Origin of the sequence: Sphingomonas sp. 179-A 2A2 NHS (assembly GCF_045371305.1) — a bacterium.
Taxonomy (GTDB): Bacteria; Pseudomonadota; Alphaproteobacteria; order Sphingomonadales; family Sphingomonadaceae; genus Sphingomonas.
Genome location: NZ_JBIQDE010000001.1, coordinates 20,248 through 36,455, shown reverse-complemented (window position 1 = coordinate 36,455; position 16,208 = coordinate 20,248). Strand labels below are relative to the sequence as shown.

The following is a 16,208-nucleotide window of genomic DNA, read 5'->3' as shown; positions in this document are numbered from 1 at the left end:
CGCGATCAGTACACCCGCTTCTTCGGCTTGATGTACTCGGCGTCATCGGTGAGCGTGTAATCGTGCACCGGACGGTAATCGAGCGAGCAGCTGCCGCCCTTGCCGCCCCAGCCATCGAAGGTCGCGATGGTGTGCTTCATCCAGTTCACGTCGTCGCGCTCGGGATAATCCTCGTGCATGTGCGCGCCGCGGCTTTCCTTGCGGTTCTCCGCACCGCGCATCGTCACGACCGCCTGGCTGATGAGGTTGTCCAGCTCGAGCGTCTCGACGAGGTCGGTGTTCCAGATCAGCGAGCGATCCTTGATGCCGACGTCTTCCATCGACTTGTAGATCGCGTCGATCTTGGTGACGCCCTCGGCCAGGAGCTCGCTGTCGCGGAACACTGCGGCATGGCGCTGCATCGTCTTCTGCATCTCGGCGCGGATCTTCGCCGTGGGCGAACCGCCGGTCGAATTGCGGAAATGATCGAGCCGGCCAAGCGCCATTTCTTCCGAGCCCTTGGGCAGCGGATTGTGCGGCGTGTTCGGCTTCAGCGTTTCCTTGAGGCGCAGGCCCGTCGCACGGCCGAACACCACAAGGTCGATCAGCGAGTTGGAGCCGAGGCGGTTCGCGCCGTGCACCGACACGCAGGCTGCCTCGCCGACCGCGAACAGGCCGGGGACGACCGCGTCCGGATCACCGTCCTTCAGCTGGACGACTTCGCCGTGATAGTTCGTCGGGATACCGCCCATGTTGTAGTGGACGGTCGGCGTGACGGGGAGCGGCTGGCGGGTGAGGTCCACGCCGGCGAAGATCTTGCCCGTCTCGGTAATGCCCGGCAGGCGTTCCGCCAAGACCTTCGGATCGATGTGATCGAGGTGAAGGAAGATGTGGTCCTTGTCCTTGCCGACACCGCGGCCCTCGCGCATTTCCGCCGCCATCGACCGGGACACGACGTCACGCGAGGCAAGGTCCTTCGCGCTGGGCGCGTAACGCTCCATGAAGCGCTCGCCCTCGGAATTGGTGAGGTAGCCGCCTTCGCCGCGTGCACCCTCGGTGATGAGGACGCCCGCGCCGTAGATGCCGGTCGGGTGGAACTGCACGAATTCCATGTCCTGCAGCGGGAGCCCGGCACGCAGCGCCATGCCGTTGCCGTCGCCGGTGCAGGTGTGCGCCGACGTCGCCGACTGGTACACGCGGCCACCGCCGCCCGTCGCCAGCACCACCGCATGGGCACGGAAGCGATGGATCTGCCCCGTTTCCATGTTGAGCGCGATCACGCCGCGGCACGCACCGTTCTCCATGATGAGATCGAGCGCGAAAAATTCGATGTAGAAGTCCGCGTCATACTTCAGCGACTGCTGGTACAACGCGTGGAGCATGGCGTGGCCGGTACGGTCGGCGGCGGCGCAGGTGCGCTGCACCGGCGGGCCTTCGCCCATGTTCTGCATGTGGCCGCCGAACGGACGCTGGTAGATCGTCCCGTCCTCGTTGCGGCTGAACGGCACGCCGGCGTGCTCCAGCTCGTACACCGCGGCCGGGGCCTCACGCACCATATATTCGATCGCGTCCTGATCGCCGAGCCAGTCGGAACCCTTGACGGTATCGTACATGTGCCAGGACCAGTGATCCGGCGAGTTGTTGCCGAGGCTCGCCGCGATGCCGCCCTGCGCCGCCACGGTGTGGCTGCGGGTGGGGAACACCTTGGTGATGCAGGCGGTCTTGAGGCCAGCCTCGGCGATGCCCATCGTGGCGCGCAGGCCAGAGCCGCCGGCGCCGACGACGACCGCGTCATAGGTATGATCGATGATCTGGTAAGCGGCGGGCATCAATTTGCTCCGAAGGCGATCTTCAGGATCGCGAAGATGGCGGTGCCGGCGATCGCGGCAACGAACAGGTTCAGCACCACCATGGCGGCGACGCGGCGCTCGTGGCGCTGATAATCCTCGATCACCACCTGAAGGCCGATGCGGAAGTGGTAGAAAACCGAGATGACGAGCAGCATCATGGGGATCGCGACCCAGGCCGACGACATCCACTCGCGCATCGTCCCGAAGTCATAGGCCGGACGGCGCGCGAGCGAGATCATCAGCCAGCTCATCAGCAGGATGTTCGATCCCGCGGTGATCTTCTGGTGCCACCAATGATGCGCGCCTTCATGCGCGCTGCCGAGGCCGCGGACGCGGCCGATCGAGGTTCCCGTACCCATTACTTGGTCCCCACGTAGAGCCAGAAGGCGAGCGTCAGGATGGTCGAGCCGACGAAGGTCAGCAGCGCGAGTCGCCGGTTCAGCGTCAGCTCGAACGCCGCGCCGGTGTCGAGCACGAGGTGGCGGATGCCGCTCATCATGTGCTGGAACAGCGACCAGGTGAGGCCAACGCCGACCACCCAACCCAGGATGTTGAGCCGCCCGTCGGACAGCGTGAACACGTCGACGAAGGTCGCATATGCCTCGGCGCCGGACGCCAGCGCGACCAGGAACCAGACCAGCAGCATCGCGCCGACCGTCGCCATGCCGCTGCCGGTGGCGCGGTGGAGGATCGACACGGTCATCGCGGGGCTCCAGTGATAATGGAGCGCGAGCGGGCCGCTGAAGAGGTGAGGGCTTCTCGGGCGGGCGGGTTTGGAGGCCAAAGCGTGGTTTCCTGCGGTGAGCCGACGGATCGGCGCGGTCTATGAGGCGCAGCCTTCGATGATGCAAGCGCGAGGGGCTTACTGCGAATCGCTTGCAGCACCGCACCTAACCGGGGCTTAACCACTAAGCGCGTAATGCGTCCCCGACACCAACGGGGAGCGCACCACCTTGCAAGAAGATCTGCCAGTTCTCGGCGCCATCGCTCGCGACGTCGATCTGGAGACGCGGCTCAGGGTGTTCGACTTCGACGGGTCGCTGGAAAGCGCCAGCCGGGAAGTCTGGGCGCTGCTCGAACCGGAGGTCCGCGACGTCTCCGAGGCCTATTGGCAGCAATGGCTGCGCTGCTTCAACGATCAGCGCAGTTGGGCACCGGCTGAAACCGACAAGATGATCGATCTTGGCTGCGTCTTCCTGCGCAACCGCTTTCTCGACACCGCCGGCCGCGCCTGGGTCGAATCGGTCGAGCGTTCGGTCGCCGCGGCTTATGCCGCCGGGGTGTCACCGATGGCGCTCCTGTCGATGATCAGCGCGAGCGACCGAGCGGCGCTTGGCGTGCTCCTGCGCCGCGTTGCCCCGGGTGATGCGCGCCTGCCGGTGATGATCGAGACGCTGATGCGGCTCTCGGCGCTGGAGGGGGAGCTGACCGCGGCGATCTACAACGAATATCTCATGCACAGTGCGCGATCCTTCCGCGATCGGCTGGCGGTCGATTTCCGCAACGGCATCGCCGCCACGGTCGAGGAAGCGACCGCTGAGGGCGGCGACTTGCGCATCCAGGCGTCGGGCGCCTCGTCCTCCGCCCGCGGCGTGCTGGGCAAGGCGAGCGAAGTGGCCGCCGCGGCCGAGCAATCGGCGGTGGCGATGCGCGATGCCGCCTCCACTGCAGCCGGCCTCATCCGTGCGATCGAGGATGCCCGCGCCGAAGTGGAAGCCGCGGCCGAGATCGCGACGCGCGCGGCGGGCCAGGCGGAGCAGGCCGTCGGCGTCAGCGAGGCGCTGAGTGATCATGCCAAGTCGATCGAATCGATCCTCGGCCTCATTCGCGCCATTGCCGGCCAGACCAACCTCCTCGCGCTCAACGCCACGATCGAGGCGGCGCGGGCAGGGGATGCCGGCCGCGGCTTCGCCGTTGTCGCGCAGGAGGTGAAGAGCCTCGCCAACCAGACGGCACGCGCGACCGATGACATCGCCGCCAAGATCACCGCGATCCAGACGGCGACTCGCGTGACGGTGGATTCAAGCGCCGGCATCCGCACCACCATCGGGGAGGTGCAGGAGTCCGCCACCCGCATCCGCCACGCGATGGAGGTACAGGCACAGACGGTCACTGCGATCACTGCCGCAGTGGACGAGACCGCGCTTGCCGCCGACTCGATGTCCGGCACGATCGCGGCGATCCATGCCGATACCGAGGCGGTCGCCGGCGAAATCGATTCGCTTGGTGCCGGGTTCGACCGGCTCGCCGGGCGGCTTGGCCTTCTCAACGGCAGTGCCGGGGAGTTCGCCGCGCGCGTCGCGGCCTGAGGATAAGGGTAAGCGCCCGTCAGCGGCGCGAGGGAGGAGAGGATCATGGCGCAGCAGACGAGCACGACCCCCGGGGAATGGGGCGGGCGTGCCCGGCCGATCGCGGCGCATGTCGGCGAATACAATTGGGACGATGCAATCGGCCCCGGCGCGGCAGAGATTGACGCGCTGCTGACAGCGTCGGATTGCGAGACCATCGCGTCTGCCTTCTGGGACCATTATCTGTCCCTGCCGGCGACGCAGCATATCGCTGCCATGCTCGACGGGTCCGCGCGCCGGCGGCAGATCGAGCGCAGCGCGCACTATATGCGCATCAAACATGCCGCGCCCTTCGATGAGGCGTGGAAGGCGGCAGCGATCAAGCATGCCGAGATGACGCGCAAGGGCGGCGTGCCGCTGGCGGCGCTCACGGCCGCGCTCGCTTTCTCCCATGCCCGTACGCTCACTATCCTTGAAGCGCGCGTCGAGGGCGATGTCACGCGGATGCGGCGGCTGGCGGACGTCGTTCAGCGGCTCGCGCTGATCGAGGCGGACGTGATGGCCGCGCATCTTGCGCGAAGCGATCGTGCACGGGTGAGCGAGCAACGCGCCGCCCACGCAGAGGCCTTTCGGGAGCATATCGCCGGTGCCATCGACGGTGCCGCCTCGCTCGGCCAGCATCTGCGCACCCAGGCGAGCAGCGCCGCGCGCTCGGCGAGCGCCATGATCGGGCGGGGCGCCGAAGTCGCCGCCGCCGCCGAACAGACCGCGGCCGCGATGCGCGATGCCGCGTCCACCGCTGCGGGCCTGATCCGTGCGATCGAGGATGCGCGGTCGGAAGTGGAAAGCGCGGCCGAGGTCGCGATCCGCGCGTCGCAACAGGCAGATCGCGCGGTGGGCGTCAGCGAAGCGCTCAGTGCCCATGCCAAATCGATCGAATCGATCCTGGGCCTCATTCGCGACATTGCCGGGCAGACGAACCTCCTCGCGCTGAACGCCACGATCGAGGCTGCCCGCGCTGGTGATGCGGGGCGCGGCTTCGCGGTGGTGGCGCAGGAAGTGAAGAGCCTCGCCAACCAGACCGCGCGTGCCACCGATGACATCGCGGCGCAGATCAATGCGATCCAGTCGGCCGCCAGCGTAACGGTCGAGGCGAGCACCGGCATCCGCGCGACTGTGGGAGAGGTGCAGACCTCCGCCACCAGGATCCGCCACGCGATGGAGGTTCAGGCCCAGACGGTGACCGCGATTACCGCCGCGATCGACGAGACGGCGATGGCCGCGGATGCAACCGCGGGGAACATGACGGCGATCATGCACGAGGGGCAGGCATTCGCGCGCGACTATGATCGCCTGAGCAGCGAGTTCGTCGCGGTCGACGAGCGGCTCGTGGCGCTGCGCTCGGCGGCGGAGGATTTCAGCGCGAAGGTGGCCTGATCGCGGGTGGCGCGCTCGCACGCAGGCCATGATTGAGCGGCGGCACCAGCCTGCCTATGGCGGGGGGATGACGAACATCCTTCTCACCGGCTCCTCGCGCGGGATCGGCGCAGCGATCCGCACCGCGCTCGCCCCGCACGCCAGGGTCGTCGGCCACGCCAGCCGTGATGCCGAAGACACGATCGGCATCGATCTCGACCAACCCGGTGCCGCCGCGGAATTGTGGCAGGCCGCGCTTGACCGGCTCGGCACGATCGACGTTCTCATCAACAACGCCGGCGTGTTCGAAGCGAACCCGATTGATGCCGATGACGAGGCATGGCGCGCGGGGTGGGAACGCACGATGCGTATCAATCTCACCGCGTCCGCCGAATTGTGCCGGCTCGCCATCAAGCACTGGCAATCGCGCGGCGTGGCCGGCCGGATCGTCAACGTGGCGAGCCGCGCTGCCTATCGCGGGGACAGCCCCGCACACTGGCATTATGCCGCGTCAAAGGCCGGCATGGTCGCGATGACCAAGACGATCGCGCGCGGCTATGCCAAGGACGAGATCCTCGCTTTCGCCATCTGCCCCGGCTTCACCATGACGGGCATGGCGGACGATTATCTGGCGAGCCGCGGCGGCGACAAGCTGCTGGCCGACATTCCCCTCGGCCGTGTGGCGATGCCTGACGAAGTGGCCGAGATGGCGCGCTGGCTCGCGCTCGATGCGCCTGCTTCCATGACCGGCGCGGTGCTCGATGTGAACGGGGCAAGCTATGTCCGCTGAGGAAACGGCAACCGCCCCCGACAGCTGGCGCGTCACGCTGCCGTGTACGCGCGCAGAGGCCGAGGCGATCGATGCCGCCGACGATCTGGTGATCGACGCCGTGTTGATGACCACCGAAGAGGTGGAGGACGATGTCGAGCGCTGGCGGCTCGACGCGTATATGGAGAACGAGCCGGACCAGGCGATGCTGACCGCGCTTCGTGCGCTCGTCCCCAGCGCTGCCGCGATCGAGCCGCAGGTGGTCGCGCTTACTGCGCAAGACTGGGTCGCGCTGTCGCAGGAAGGGCTGGAGCCGATCCATGAGGGCCGCTTCGTCGTGCATACCAGCGCGCATCCCGTGGAAGCGCCGCCGGGCGGCCGCGCGCTGCTGATCGATGCCGGCCGCGCCTTCGGTACCGGCCACCACGCCACGACGAGCGGGTGCCTTGCGATGCTCGACGGGCTGGCGGATCGCCGCTTTGCGCGGATCATCGATGTCGGCACCGGCACCGGCGTGCTCGCCTTCGCCGCGGCCTTCCTGTGGCCCGATGCCGAGATCGTGGCGACCGACATCGATCCTGCGGCGATCGATGTCACCCGCACGAATGCGGAGGCCAACGGTGTCGAGGGCGTCGAACTCGTCGTTGCCGATGGCGCGCTCAGCGATGCCATCACCGCGCGCGCGCCTTATGATCTGGTGATCGCCAATATTCTCGCCGGCCCGCTCGTCTCGATGGCGCCGGAGCTTGCAGCGATCGCGGATTCGGGTGCGGTGATCGTGCTCGCCGGGCTGCTCGAGACGCAGCGCGCGAAGGTGGTCGCCGCCTTTGAGGCATGCGGCTGCACGCTTGAGGTGGCGGACCAGCGCGGCGACTGGACGATCCTTCGCCTCGCCGCTGGGCCGCAGCGCTACGTGCCCCTCACCCCGCCCGATCCGAAGGGACGGGACGGCTGGGCGCTCGATATCTGATCGGGCGCTTCAGCGGGCGCCTCAGACGGGGCGATGTGCCTTGCTGCGCGCATATTCCTGCGTACCGCGAGTGATCACCTCGTCCTCGCTGACGATCTCCGCCACCGCGATCTCGGGGAGGTCGCGGATCGCATCGTACAGCGGCGCGAAGTCGGTCTCGACGGTGACGCGCAGCAGTTCGTCGAAGCTCGGGATGACGAAGTAGTTCTGCTGGAAATCGTCGATCCGGTAATCGGTGCGCATTACCCGCGCGAGATCGAACTTCAGCCGGTGGGGCGAAGGATCGTCGAGCGCAAAGCGGCTCTCGGCATAACTCGATACGATTCCCGAGCCGTAGATCCGCATCCCTTCGGGCTCGACGATCAGCCCGAACTCCACCGTGTACCAGTAAAGCCGCCCCAGATATTTCAGCGCGTCGTGCTGCATCGCGCGCTGCCCGCCGCGGCCATATGCCTCCAGATAGTCGGCGAACACCGGGTCGGCGAGCATTGGCACATGGCCGAACACGTCATGGAAGACGTCCGGCTCCTGCAGATAGTCAAGCTGATCCGGGCGACGGATGAAGTTGCCGGCAACGAAGCGGCGGTTCGCCATATGGTCGAAGAACACGTCGTCGGGAACGAGGCCCGGCACCGCCACCACCTGCCAGCCGGTGAGATCCATCAGCCGGTCCGACAGTTCGGCGAAGTCGGGAATGCCGGGCTTCGACAGCTTCAGCACGTCCAGCCCGCGCAGCCACGCGTCCGATGCGCGGCCCGGCAGCAGCTTCGCCTGTCGCGCGAAGAGCGTGTCCCAGGTGGCATGTTCCTCGGCCGTATAGTGCGACCAGTCCTGTGGCACGGTCCAGTCGGCTGCGGCGTTCGGCGGCGGGCTCAGCGGGGTATCTGCCATGCCGTTGCGCATAGCACGCAGCCAGTTTGGGGCAAGAAAGTTACGGTTGATACGGGTTTGAAGCGCGCGCTGCCCCCCAAAAGGAAGCGCGCGCCCAGGCTTGTCGATCAGGCCGCGAGCCGCTGCGGTTCCGCCGCCGCCGCTTCGTCGCGCCGCGCGCTCAAATACGAGGCCATTTCCTCGCCAAGCTCGCGCTGCGCCTTCTTGTAGAGCACCGGCTCGGTCAGGTTCAGTCGCTTGCGTGCATCGGCCAGCGGCTCGTCCATCAGCTTGAGGTAATCCTCGCCCGCCAGCCACTTCGCCTTGCGGCCGCGCTCATAGCCTTCGGCCACGGCGCGCGCGAACAGCGTGCCCTTGGTCACGCGCAGGCTCTTCAGCGCCGCCGCGCTGCCGATGAACGCCCAGCCGAGGCCGCCGACCTGCGCATAGCTGAACGCCACCAGCGCCGCTTCGCCCAGGCTTTCGTCGGCCTTGTAGCCGGTCAGCACGTGCCAGATGTCGTGGATATCCCGCGTGCGGCGTCCGAACCACGCATAGGGATGCTCGATCTCGACATTGTCATTCCCCTCGCGGCTCACCGCGACGAGGCCGTCGGCGGAATAGCCCGTCGCATCCAGGAAGTCGCGATAGGCCGCGCCCACCGTGCCGGGTGCGAAGCTGTCGACCCACGCGCGATCGGAAAAGCGCTCGGCAAGCTCCGCCTTCTCCAGAGCGATCCGCCCGCCCTCGGGCGTCGCGAGCAGCTTGGCATAGCCCCATTCGGTGCTGCCGGTATTCAGCGCGCGCATGATGCGGAACACCTGCACCGTGTCGTCGCCGTTGTTCAGCAGCTTCTTGATCGCGTCGAATGCCGTCCGCCAGTCGCGCTGGCCGGTGGTTCCGGGGAAGGGGGGAAGCGTCGCCGCCATGACATCGATCTCCTTATTAACAATATTGTCAATAAGCGAGCCGCGCCTCCGGGTCAAGGCAGATCCGGCGCATTCTGGTCGTTCCCCGGTGACGCCGCCCGGCTCCTGCTGCTAGCGCACGGCGACTATGCCGATCGACCTTGTCTGCCTCGATGCCGATGACACCCTGTGGCACAACATGCGCTTCTTCGCCGCGGCGGAGGAGGCGTTTGTTGCCATGCTTGCGCCCTTCGCCGATGCCGGCATCGCCCGAAACGCGCTTGCCTCGGTCGAGATCCGCAACCTCCCGCTCTACGGCTATGGCGCGAAGAGCTTCACCCTTTCGATGATCGAGACCGCGCTCGAGCTTGTCGGCGAGACGTTGCCGGCAAGCGCAGTGGCGGAGATCCTCGCCGCCGGCCGCGCGCTGCTGGCGCACCCGGTCGAACTGCTCGACGATATCGAGGAAACGCTGGACCAGCTGGGCGAGCATGCCCGCCTCGTCCTCGTCACCAAGGGCGATCTGCTGCACCAGGAAATGAAGCTCGCCGCCTCCGGTCTTGGCGAGCGGTTCCACGGTGTCGAGATCGTCAGCGACAAGAACCCCGACACCTTCGCGCAGCTCTTCGCCCGCTACGGCGTCACGCCGGATCGGGCCCTTATGGCGGGCGATTCGATGCGCTCCGACGTGCTTCCGGCCCTTGCCGCCGGCGCCTGGGCAGCGTTCATCCCGCAGGAAGGCGCCTGGTCGCACGAGGCCGCACCGCCGCCAGCCGATGCGGATCGTTTCCGGGAACTGTCGTCGCTGGCCGAACTGCCGGCGTGGATCGCGACGCTCTAGCGGGCTGCCGCCTCGAACCTGGGGCCTGGCGCGGTTTTGCCAGCATCTTCGTCGCGAATATCGGGAAGATCACCGAACATCATGTCGACATAGGCGGCGGGAAGGCCGAAAGCGTCTTCTCCGTCCGTGCCGCTCGGTGTCGGCGTGCCATAGGACAGATTATCGTCCTCAGGCGCGGCTTTCGTCCCGATGATCATGCCGGCCGTGTTAATCCAGTAACACGCATGTGGCTAGACTTAGGTGAGGTTGTCTGCCCTTTTTGCGACGAACCGTTGCCCGATTGGCGTGCTGGTCAGGCCGCGTTGTCGATCCCCAGCTCACCCAGCTTGCGATAGAGCGTCGATCGCCCGATCCCCAGCCGCCGCGCCACTTCGGTCATGCGGCCGCGGTAATGGCCGATCGCCAGCCGGATAATGTCCGCCTCGATCTCGTCCAGCGTCCTGAGATTGCCGTCGGGGCGGAACAGCATCACCCCGCCGGACGTCGCCATCTGCTGCGGCGGCGGCATACGGGTGCGGCGCGCGTTGAAACCGGCGATCTGCGGGAAATCGGCGCGGGTCAGCGCGTCGCCCTCGCACAGCACCGCCGCACGGAACAATGCGTTCTGCAGCTGGCGGACATTACCGGGCCAATCATAGTCGGTCAGCAGCGCGAGTGCATCGTCGGTGATGCCCAGCTCCTTCAGGCCGGGCTGCTGCGCAATCCGCGCCAGCAGGTGCCGCGACAGGGCAGGGATGTCCTGCGCCCGTTCGCGCAGCGGCGGAATCGTCACCTGGGCGACGTTCAGCCGGTAATAGAGATCCTCGCGGAAGCGGCCCGCCTCCACTTCCTCGATCAGGCGCTTGTTGGTCGCCGCGATCACGCGAACGTCCACCTCGCGCGCATGGCGCGCGCCGATCGGCAGCACTTCGCTGGTCTGCAGAAATTGCAGAAGTTTCGCCTGCGCATCCAGTGGCATCTCACCGATCTCGTCGATGAAGATCGTGCCGCCTTCGGCATCCACCATCTTGCCGATCTTGCGTTCGAACGCGCCGGTAAAGGCGCCGCGCTCATGGCCGAACAGCTCGCTTTCCACGAGGTTGGGGGGCAGCGCGCCGCAATTCACCCGGATCATCGACTTCTTCGATCGCGGGCTGGCGGCGTGAACCGCCTCCGCCACCACTTCCTTGCCGACGCCGCTCTCGCCCTCGATCAGCACGGCGACTCGCGCTCGCGCCGCCTTCGCCGCCACCGCCAGCGCTGCACGGAAATCGGGCGCGGAGCCGACGATCTCGTCGAAGCCGAGCATTGCCGGGATCTTCTCGGTCAGCGGGCGAAGCTCCCCCGCCGCGGTATCGGCCACCGCCGCGTCCAGCGCCCGCAGCAGCCGCTCCGGCGCCAGCGGCTTCACCAGGAAGTCGGTTGCCCCCGCGCGCATCGCGTTGACCGCGTGGCTCACCGATCCATTGGCCGTCAGCACCAGGATCGGCAGCGCGGGGCGGCGCACGCGCAATTCCTCGATCAGCGCGGACGCGTCGGCATCCTCGCCCCAATGATCCAGCAGGATCGCGTCCAGACGCATCCCGTCCTGCGTTCCCAAGGTTGCGATCGCCGTCTCCGAATCGCCGGCAAACAAGGTCCGCCAGCCGCCGCGCGCGGCCAGTGCTGCGACCAGCCGGCGCTGCGCGGGTTCGTCGTCGATCAGCATCAGCATGCGCTGGCCGTTTCGCGTCATCTCGTATCCCGTCTCCGTCCCTTTGCTTAGCTTTAGTGGCCGCAAGTAAAAGCGCCCTTAAGCAGGGTTGAGGGTCATGACGGCGCCGGATAAGGACGGACGCGGAACAATCTACGAAGAGGACCACCATGGCCGATCAGGGCGCGAACCCCGGTGATATCAAGGCGCATGTCTCAACCTATGAAGGTGTGATGAGCCTGCTCAAGTGGGGAACGGTGGCCAGCGTCATTCTGGTCGCTATCGTTATCTGGCTGATCGCCTGAGCCATGAAGATCGCTGTCCTTAAGGAGGGGGCGGACGGCGAACGACGAGTGGCGGCGACACCGGAGACGGTGAAGAAGTTCACATCGTTGGGGGCCGATCTCGCCGTAGAAGCGAGCGCCGGACATTCAGCTTCGATCGCCGATCAGGCCTATGCCGATGCCGGCGCGGTCATCGGCGATCGCGCCAGCGTGCTGGCAGATGCCGACATAATCCTTGCCGTGCAGGGGCCGGATCCGGCCTCGATCGCCGGCGCCAGGCCCGGCACGTGGCTCGTCGCCGGGCTCAACCCGTTCGGCGAGCGCGCGCGGGTCGATGCCTATGCCGCCGCCGGGCTCGAGGCGCTGGCAATGGAGTTCATGCCGCGTATCACCCGCGCGCAATCGATGGACATCCTGTCCTCCCAGTCCAATCTCGCCGGCTACAAGGCCGTGCTGGACGCGGCCGGCGAATATGATCGCGCTTTCCCGATGATGATGACTGCGGCGGGCACGATTTCGGCCGCCAAGGTCTTCGTGATGGGCGTCGGTGTCGCTGGCCTCCAGGCGATCGCCACCGCGCGCCGTTTGGGCGCGCAGGTGTCGGCCACCGACGTGCGCTCCGCGACGAAGGAACAGATCCTCTCGCTCGGCGCCAAGCCGATTTTCGTCGAGAATGTGAAGGGGATCGAGGGCGAGGGCTCGGGCGGCTACGCGACCGAGATGAGCGAGGAATATCAGAAGGCTCAGGCCGAACTGGTGTCGTCGCACATCGCCAAGCAGGATATCGTGATCACCACCGCGCTGATCCCAGGGCGGCCCGCGCCGCGCCTTATCAGCGACGCGCAGATCGCGACCATGCGGCCCGGCAGCGTCATCGTCGATCTCGCGGTGGAGCAGGGCGGCAACGTCGAAGGCGCAGTCGCCGGCCAGATCGTCGAGCGGCACGGCGTCAAGATCGTCGGCCATCGCAACGTGCCTTCGCGGCTTGCGGCGGATGCCTCGGCGCTGTTCTCGCGCAACCTGTTCAATTTCCTGTCCGCTTTCTGGGACAAGGAACAGGGGCGCCCGGTGCTCGATGAAGAGATCGGCGACGCGGTGCGGCTGACCAGGGATGGCAAGGTGGTGAACCCGCGGCTGCTCGCGGGCTGATGCTGTCCTACACGCCGCTTTTCGACCATGGTTCCTGGGTCGGCGCGGCGAAAGTTGAGGCGTTGGAGAAAAACGCGCGATCGCCTCAACTTATTCAACATTCGCGCCGCACAAGGAGGGGAAGTTGAGCTTCATCGCGATCCTGTCGATCTTCGTGCTCGCCTGTTTCGTCGGCTATTTCGTCGTCTGGTCTGTCACGCCGGCGCTGCATACGCCGCTGATGGCGGTCACCAATGCGATCTCCTCCGTCATCATCGTCGGCGCGCTGATCGCCGCTTCGGCAAGCGGCAGCCCGAGTGCGAAATGGCTCGGCCTGCTGGGCGTGGTCCTCGCCAGCATCAACATCTTCGGCGGCTTCGCCGTCACCCAGCGCATGCTGGCGATGTACAAGAAGAAGGAGCGGCCAGCGGTCGCCAAGCACTGATCGGGCGCGGCCGCGATCACGCGGCGCGCTTCAGCTTCTAAAGGGGTAGAGGGTAGTGGAACACGTCGCGGACAATCCCTGGGTGGCGCTTGCCTACCTCATCTCGGGCGTGTGTTTCATCATGGCCCTGCGAGGGCTGTCGAGCCCCGAGAGCAGCCGCCGCGGCAATCGCTACGGCATGATCGGCATGGCCATCGCCATGGTCACCACGCTGCTGACGCATGTGCCGACCATGCCGGTGCTCACGGTGGGTGAGATCGCCGGCTACAATCAGGTCGCACTGATGCAGCGCGTTGATACGCTCGCGGTGATCGAGATTCTGGCCGCGATCGGGCTCGGCGCGGCGATCGGCATCCTCATTGCGCGCCGAATTGCGATGACGGCGATGCCGCAGCTCGTCGCTGCCTTCCACAGCCTCGTCGGCCTCGCCGCGGTGCTCGTCGCCGTCGCTGCCTTCCTCAATCCGCTTGCCTTCGGGATCGCCGATCTTGTGACGCCGATGATCGGCCAGCCGTTCGCCTCGATCGATCCGGTCAGCCGGATCGAGATGATCCTTGGTGTCGCGATCGGCGCGATCACCTTCTCGGGCTCGGTCATCGCGTTCCTGAAGCTCAACGGCAACATGGGTGGCGCGCCGATCCTCCTGCCGATGCGCCACGCGATCAATCTCGGCGTCGCGCTGATGATCGTGTGGTTCTCCTTCTCCTTCTGGATGACGCAGGCGCCGCTCGATTTCTGGATCGTCGTCATCCTGTCGTTCGCGATCGGATTCCTGCTGATCATCCCGATCGGCGGGGCAGACATGCCGGTCGTGGTGTCGATGCTGAACAGCTATTCCGGCTGGGCCGCCGCGGCGATGGGCTTCACGCTGCACAACACCGCGATGATCATCACCGGCGCGCTGGTCGGCTCGTCCGGCGCGATCCTCAGCTACATCATGTGCCGCGCGATGAACCGCAGCTTCATCAGCGTCATTGCCGGCGGTTTTGGTGCCGAAAGCGGCGGTGGGGGTGACGGCGCCGCGAAGATCGATCGCCCGTGGAAGCGCGGCTCGGCGGAGGACGCAGCCTTCCTCATGAGCCAGGCCGAACAGGTCATCATCGTTCCGGGCTACGGCATGGCCGTCGCCCAGGCTCAGCACGTGCTGCGTGAGATGGCGGACAAGCTGAAGGAGCAGGGCGTTCGCGTGAAATACGCGATTCACCCCGTCGCCGGACGCATGCCGGGCCACATGAACGTCCTGCTGGCGGAAGCGAACGTGCCTTATGACGAGGTTTTCGAGCTTGAGGACATCAACTCGGAATTCTCGCAGACCGACGTCGCCTTCGTCATCGGCGCCAATGACGTGACCAACCCCGCTGCAAAGACGGACAAGTCCTCGCCGATCTACGGCATGCCGATCCTCGATGTGGAAAAGGCAAAGACCGTGTTGTTCGTGAAGCGCTCGATGGGCGGCGTTGGATATGCCGGTGTCGACAATGAGGTATTCTACCGAGACAATACCATGATGCTTCTTGCTGACGCGAAGAAGATGGTGGAGGAGATCGTAAAGGCATTGGACTGATGGATTATTGTCCATAATGGAGACTGTTGCCCGATTCTGCGGATAGCCGCTCCATTCTCGATGTTTATGATCAACTGCGGGCTGCACGCCAATCCCATGGTCCTGGGGCGGATCGGAGGAACACATGCACTTGTTGAATCATGAGCAACGGGCGGGAATTAGCGCGGGGGTAGAGGCCCTCATCATTGGAGAGGCTTCGCTGGGCGCGCCGACGGGCCCTGTAGCGGCGGTGGAATCCTGCGGCGGCCGGGTCGTTGCCCAGGTCGACTGGCAGGATGCGGTCGAGCGGATCACGGCCATGTCGGCGCGGCCCATCATCCTGATGGAGGCGGCCGCGCTGGGCGATGAGGCGCTCGCAACCGCGCTTGCCCGGCTGGATGGTCTGGCGGCGGGGCGCGATCTGGCGCTGATCGTCGGGATCACGGAGCATCAGATCGATCTGGCGGCCGCGGGCCTCGTGCAATCGCGCTATGAAATCCTCTGCGACCCAGCCGAAGCCGATTGGATTACCGCACTCGCCACCGCGCACCTGGTTGACCCGCTGGTGCTTCATGATCGGGTGAGCGAAGGCAACATCGGCCGCATCGCCCAATTGAATGCGGAAGTTGCGCGGATCACTAATGTGCTCGCCAATCTGACGCGGCACGAAACCCCCATCCGGCCCGCCGCGATCAACGAGCCTAAGCTGTCGGGTTATGGCGTCGAACCGGTGGAACTGCATCAGGTCTCACCGGTCGAAGTGCGGCAGATCGTCCGCGCGCGCCGGATGCGCGATCGTCATTTCGGCGAGGGGATGTTCGAGGATCCGGCGTGGGACATGATGCTCGATCTCTACGCCGCGCATCTGGAGCGCGCTCAGGTGTCGGTATCCAGCCTCTGCATCGCCGCCGCCGTCGCGCCGACGACCGCGCTTCGCTGGATCGCGCGATTGACGAATGCGGGCCTGTTCCAGCGCACGCCCGATCCCTTCGACCGCCGCCGTGCCTTCATGTCACTCACCGATGCCGGGCTGACGGCGATGAGCCGTTACGTGTCCTCGATCCGCGCCATGGGCCTGCCGCTGGTCTGACTCACGGTTCACGGATCGATGGTGGTGTCTTGTGCGATCCGAAAAGGTCGCTAAACCGCCGCTCTCCCGACAGGGGCGCTTAGCTCAGCTGGTAGAGCGGCTCGTTTACACCGAGTAGGTCGGCGGTTCGAACCCGTCAGCGCCCACCATTCCCG

17 protein-coding genes and 1 tRNA gene are annotated in these 16,208 nt (G+C 66.2%); 11 read left to right on the top strand and 7 right to left on the bottom strand.

Annotated elements, in window-relative coordinates:
* Nucleotides 1-5: 5 nt before the first annotated feature.
* Genes sdhA through sdhC form a run of 3 tightly spaced genes read right to left on the bottom strand, consistent with a single transcriptional unit; the run spans nt 6 to nt 2,613 of the window.
* Nucleotides 6-1,808: a succinate dehydrogenase flavoprotein subunit gene (sdhA, locus tag ACH0AE_RS00175; protein WP_136451411.1), complete on the bottom strand. Its 1,803-nt coding sequence runs from the start codon at nt 1,806-1,808 to the stop codon at nt 6-8.
* Nucleotides 1,808-2,188: a succinate dehydrogenase, hydrophobic membrane anchor protein gene (gene sdhD, locus ACH0AE_RS00170; protein ID WP_294444186.1), complete on the bottom strand. Its 381-nt coding sequence runs from the start codon at nt 2,186-2,188 to the stop codon at nt 1,808-1,810. Before sdhD ends, sdhA begins: the two co-directional genes overlap by 1 nt.
* Nucleotides 2,188-2,613 (bottom strand): succinate dehydrogenase, cytochrome b556 subunit, encoded by a 426-nt coding sequence (gene sdhC, locus ACH0AE_RS00165; protein WP_294444185.1) that lies wholly within the window; start codon nt 2,611-2,613, stop codon nt 2,188-2,190. Before sdhC ends, sdhD begins: the two co-directional genes overlap by 1 nt.
* Nucleotides 2,614-2,782: 169 nt before the next feature.
* On the opposite strand from sdhC, the gene ACH0AE_RS00160 reads away from it, so the two are divergent.
* The 4 genes from ACH0AE_RS00160 (at nt 2,783) to ACH0AE_RS00145 (ending at nt 7,272) form a co-directional block, all read left to right on the top strand.
* The gene (locus ACH0AE_RS00160) at nt 2,783-4,138 is read left to right on the top strand and encodes a methyl-accepting chemotaxis protein (protein WP_294444184.1); all 1,356 of its coding nucleotides are present in this window, start codon (nt 2,783-2,785) and stop codon (nt 4,136-4,138) included.
* Nucleotides 4,139-4,183: 45 nt separating this feature from the next.
* On the top strand, nt 4,184-5,554 hold the full coding sequence (locus tag ACH0AE_RS00155) for a methyl-accepting chemotaxis protein (RefSeq protein ID WP_294444183.1): 1,371 nt from the start codon (nt 4,184-4,186) through the stop codon (nt 5,552-5,554).
* Nucleotides 5,555-5,621: 67 nt separating this feature from the next.
* Nucleotides 5,622-6,323, top strand: a complete 702-nt coding sequence (locus ACH0AE_RS00150; RefSeq protein ID WP_294444182.1) for an SDR family NAD(P)-dependent oxidoreductase — start codon at nt 5,622-5,624, stop codon at nt 6,321-6,323.
* Entirely contained in the window at nt 6,313-7,272 is a 960-nt protein-coding gene (locus ACH0AE_RS00145; protein ID WP_294444181.1) for a 50S ribosomal protein L11 methyltransferase, read from the top strand. The genes ACH0AE_RS00150 and ACH0AE_RS00145 overlap by 11 nt, the downstream gene beginning before the upstream one ends.
* A 21-nt stretch (nt 7,273-7,293) precedes the next feature.
* On the opposite strand, the gene phhA is transcribed toward ACH0AE_RS00145, so the two are convergent.
* Together phhA and ACH0AE_RS00135 are read right to left on the bottom strand one after the other, a co-directional pair.
* Nucleotides 7,294-8,163: a phenylalanine 4-monooxygenase gene (phhA, locus tag ACH0AE_RS00140; protein ID WP_294444180.1), complete on the bottom strand. Its 870-nt coding sequence runs from the start codon at nt 8,161-8,163 to the stop codon at nt 7,294-7,296.
* A 107-nt stretch (nt 8,164-8,270) separates the two neighbouring features.
* Nucleotides 8,271-9,071 carry a Coq4 family protein gene (locus ACH0AE_RS00135; RefSeq protein WP_406875358.1) on the bottom strand — a complete coding sequence of 267 codons (801 nt, stop codon included), beginning with the start codon at nt 9,069-9,071 and terminating at the stop codon, nt 8,271-8,273.
* 127 nt (nt 9,072-9,198) lie between these two features.
* Here ACH0AE_RS00135 and ACH0AE_RS00130 point away from each other — a divergent pair, with 127 nt between their 5' ends.
* Nucleotides 9,199-9,891, top strand: coding sequence for an HAD family hydrolase (locus tag ACH0AE_RS00130; RefSeq protein WP_294444178.1), 693 nt, complete (start codon nt 9,199-9,201; stop codon nt 9,889-9,891).
* On the opposite strand, the gene ACH0AE_RS00125 is transcribed toward ACH0AE_RS00130, so the two are convergent.
* Together ACH0AE_RS00125 and ACH0AE_RS00120 are read right to left on the bottom strand one after the other, a co-directional pair.
* Complete coding sequence (locus tag ACH0AE_RS00125) at nt 9,888-10,088, bottom strand: hypothetical protein (RefSeq protein WP_406875357.1); 201 nt, start codon at nt 10,086-10,088, stop codon at nt 9,888-9,890. The genes ACH0AE_RS00130 and ACH0AE_RS00125 overlap by 4 nt on opposite strands.
* Nucleotides 10,089-10,183: 95 nt before the next feature.
* On the bottom strand, nt 10,184-11,605 hold the full coding sequence (locus ACH0AE_RS00120) for a sigma-54 dependent transcriptional regulator (RefSeq protein WP_294444758.1): 1,422 nt from the start codon (nt 11,603-11,605) through the stop codon (nt 10,184-10,186).
* Between the two features lie 128 nt (nt 11,606-11,733).
* Here ACH0AE_RS00120 and ACH0AE_RS00115 point away from each other — a divergent pair, with 128 nt between their 5' ends.
* The 6 genes from ACH0AE_RS00115 (at nt 11,734) to ACH0AE_RS00090 (ending at nt 16,202) form a co-directional block, all read left to right on the top strand.
* The gene (locus tag ACH0AE_RS00115; protein ID WP_294444759.1) at nt 11,734-11,868 is read left to right on the top strand and encodes an aa3-type cytochrome c oxidase subunit IV; all 135 of its coding nucleotides are present in this window, start codon (nt 11,734-11,736) and stop codon (nt 11,866-11,868) included.
* A 3-nt stretch (nt 11,869-11,871) separates the two neighbouring features.
* Nucleotides 11,872-12,996, top strand: coding sequence for a Re/Si-specific NAD(P)(+) transhydrogenase subunit alpha (locus ACH0AE_RS00110; RefSeq protein WP_294444760.1), 1,125 nt, complete (start codon nt 11,872-11,874; stop codon nt 12,994-12,996).
* A 124-nt stretch (nt 12,997-13,120) separates the two neighbouring features.
* Nucleotides 13,121-13,420, top strand: coding sequence for a proton-translocating transhydrogenase family protein (locus tag ACH0AE_RS00105; protein WP_294444761.1), 300 nt, complete (start codon nt 13,121-13,123; stop codon nt 13,418-13,420).
* Nucleotides 13,421-13,475: 55 nt separating this feature from the next.
* Entirely contained in the window at nt 13,476-14,984 is a 1,509-nt protein-coding gene (locus ACH0AE_RS00100; protein WP_294444763.1) for an NAD(P)(+) transhydrogenase (Re/Si-specific) subunit beta, read from the top strand.
* A 124-nt stretch (nt 14,985-15,108) separates the two neighbouring features.
* Nucleotides 15,109-16,053 carry a winged helix DNA-binding protein gene (locus tag ACH0AE_RS00095; RefSeq protein ID WP_294444765.1) on the top strand — a complete coding sequence of 315 codons (945 nt, stop codon included), beginning with the start codon at nt 15,109-15,111 and terminating at the stop codon, nt 16,051-16,053.
* A gap of 73 nt (nt 16,054-16,126) precedes the next feature.
* Nucleotides 16,127-16,202: transfer RNA gene (locus tag ACH0AE_RS00090), tRNA-Val, on the top strand.
* Nucleotides 16,203-16,208: the final 6 nt, after the last annotated feature.

Bases quoted from the DNA above. Each gene is read 5' to 3' on its own strand.
- ACH0AE_RS00155 (WP_294444183.1), top strand. From the start codon at position 4,184: ATGGCGCAGCAGACGAGCACGACCCCCGGGGAATGGGGCGGGCGTGCC.
- ACH0AE_RS00135 (WP_406875358.1), bottom strand. From the start codon at position 9,071: ATGGCGGCGACGCTTCCCCCCTTCCCCGGAACCACCGGCCAGCGCGAC.
- sdhD (WP_294444186.1), bottom strand. From the start codon at position 2,188: ATGGGTACGGGAACCTCGATCGGCCGCGTCCGCGGCCTCGGCAGCGCG.
- phhA (WP_294444180.1), bottom strand. From the start codon at position 8,163: ATGGCAGATACCCCGCTGAGCCCGCCGCCGAACGCCGCAGCCGACTGG.
- ACH0AE_RS00120 (WP_294444758.1), bottom strand. From the start codon at position 11,605: ATGACGCGAAACGGCCAGCGCATGCTGATGCTGATCGACGACGAACCC.
- ACH0AE_RS00130 (WP_294444178.1), top strand. From the start codon at position 9,199: ATGCCGATCGACCTTGTCTGCCTCGATGCCGATGACACCCTGTGGCAC.
- sdhA (WP_136451411.1), bottom strand. From the start codon at position 1,808: ATGCCCGCCGCTTACCAGATCATCGATCATACCTATGACGCGGTCGTC.
- ACH0AE_RS00125 (WP_406875357.1), bottom strand. From the start codon at position 10,088: ATGATCATCGGGACGAAAGCCGCGCCTGAGGACGATAATCTGTCCTAT.
- ACH0AE_RS00150 (WP_294444182.1), top strand. From the start codon at position 5,622: ATGACGAACATCCTTCTCACCGGCTCCTCGCGCGGGATCGGCGCAGCG.
- ACH0AE_RS00110 (WP_294444760.1), top strand. From the start codon at position 11,872: ATGAAGATCGCTGTCCTTAAGGAGGGGGCGGACGGCGAACGACGAGTG.
- ACH0AE_RS00095 (WP_294444765.1), top strand. From the start codon at position 15,109: ATGCACTTGTTGAATCATGAGCAACGGGCGGGAATTAGCGCGGGGGTA.
- ACH0AE_RS00145 (WP_294444181.1), top strand. From the start codon at position 6,313: ATGTCCGCTGAGGAAACGGCAACCGCCCCCGACAGCTGGCGCGTCACG.
- ACH0AE_RS00115 (WP_294444759.1), top strand. From the start codon at position 11,734: ATGGCCGATCAGGGCGCGAACCCCGGTGATATCAAGGCGCATGTCTCA.